Origin of the sequence: Burkholderia sp. HAN2018 (assembly GCF_024704855.1) — a bacterium.
GTDB classification, from domain to species: Bacteria; Pseudomonadota; Gammaproteobacteria; order Burkholderiales; family Burkholderiaceae; genus Burkholderia; species Burkholderia cepacia.
This window is the reverse complement of sequence record NZ_QOBB01000538.1, coordinates 1-794: the sequence shown is the minus strand read 5'-3', so window position 1 is coordinate 794 and position 794 is coordinate 1. Positions and strand designations below refer to the sequence as shown.

Genomic DNA, 794 nt, shown 5'->3' with positions numbered 1-794 from the left:
AGCTCGCGCATCGTCATCGTGATCCACTCCGTTGCAGCCATCGCAGCCTCCGGCGCCGGACACCCGGCGGCCGGACAGCTTACGCGGCACGAAAGCGGACATTTCCATGTAGCCAAAAGCGGACATTTCCATCTAGCTACTACAAAATCAAAAAATGATCATCAGCATTATGTCAACTAACAACCACACACTTGAACTGAGCGCTGCAGAAATCGACGACCTGAAGAAGGCAGGATACACCGTCCACACGGTTGTCGACCAAGACCCGGTGCTGTACGGCTGGATGCACCCAAGTTCTACCGCATCGCAAAGCCACTATACGGACCGGCAGCCGTTCCGAAAGTCGCAAGCCCAAGCATGGTTGGACTGTTACGCATATCACCATGGCCATATGCCAATGAAGGCTGAGCCGGATTGGATGGACAAGCCGGCGTCGTAAGCGTTTGCAAATTTTCGGTCGGCGTCGCGCCGTTGCAGCGCACCCACGCGCTCCGATTGCACCGAAGTATCGCGATCCGAAAACCGGCGCGACGTGGAGTGGCCGCGGTAAGGCGCCGCAGTGGATTGCGAAAGCCAAGAATCGCGATCGTTTTCTGATCGAACAGTGAGCCGAGTTGACAGTTGATCACGTTGCTCGGCCTCTGTCCGTGGAGCAGCCCCCTGAAACGCCGGACACAGTCACCCACTTACAATAACGGGTAGGCATAAGACTGTGTTTTTGACTAACACCAGGCAGGAAGTGATGGAAGTGTTGACGGGCCCGGAGCGCCGGCGGCGCTGGACGGCGGAGCAGA

Annotated in this window: 2 protein-coding genes and 1 pseudogene; all 3 read left to right on the top strand. The window is 57.2% G+C overall.

Translation table 11 applies throughout. The annotated features are described in order from the left end of the window. Positions 1-180, top strand: a 180-nt coding sequence (locus DPV74_RS41645; RefSeq protein WP_205572000.1) for a hypothetical protein, incomplete at its 5' end; no start/stop codon positions are given. Beyond that, a complete protein-coding gene (locus DPV74_RS41640) occupies positions 155-439 on the top strand; it encodes a hypothetical protein (protein ID WP_060311774.1) in 285 nt (94 codons plus the stop codon). The genes DPV74_RS41645 and DPV74_RS41640, both read left to right, overlap by 26 nt. Before the next feature lie 7 nt (positions 440-446). After that, positions 447-608: pseudogene (locus DPV74_RS41635) on the top strand (H-NS family nucleoid-associated regulatory protein); the annotation flags it as partial. Positions 609-794: the final 186 nt, after the last annotated feature.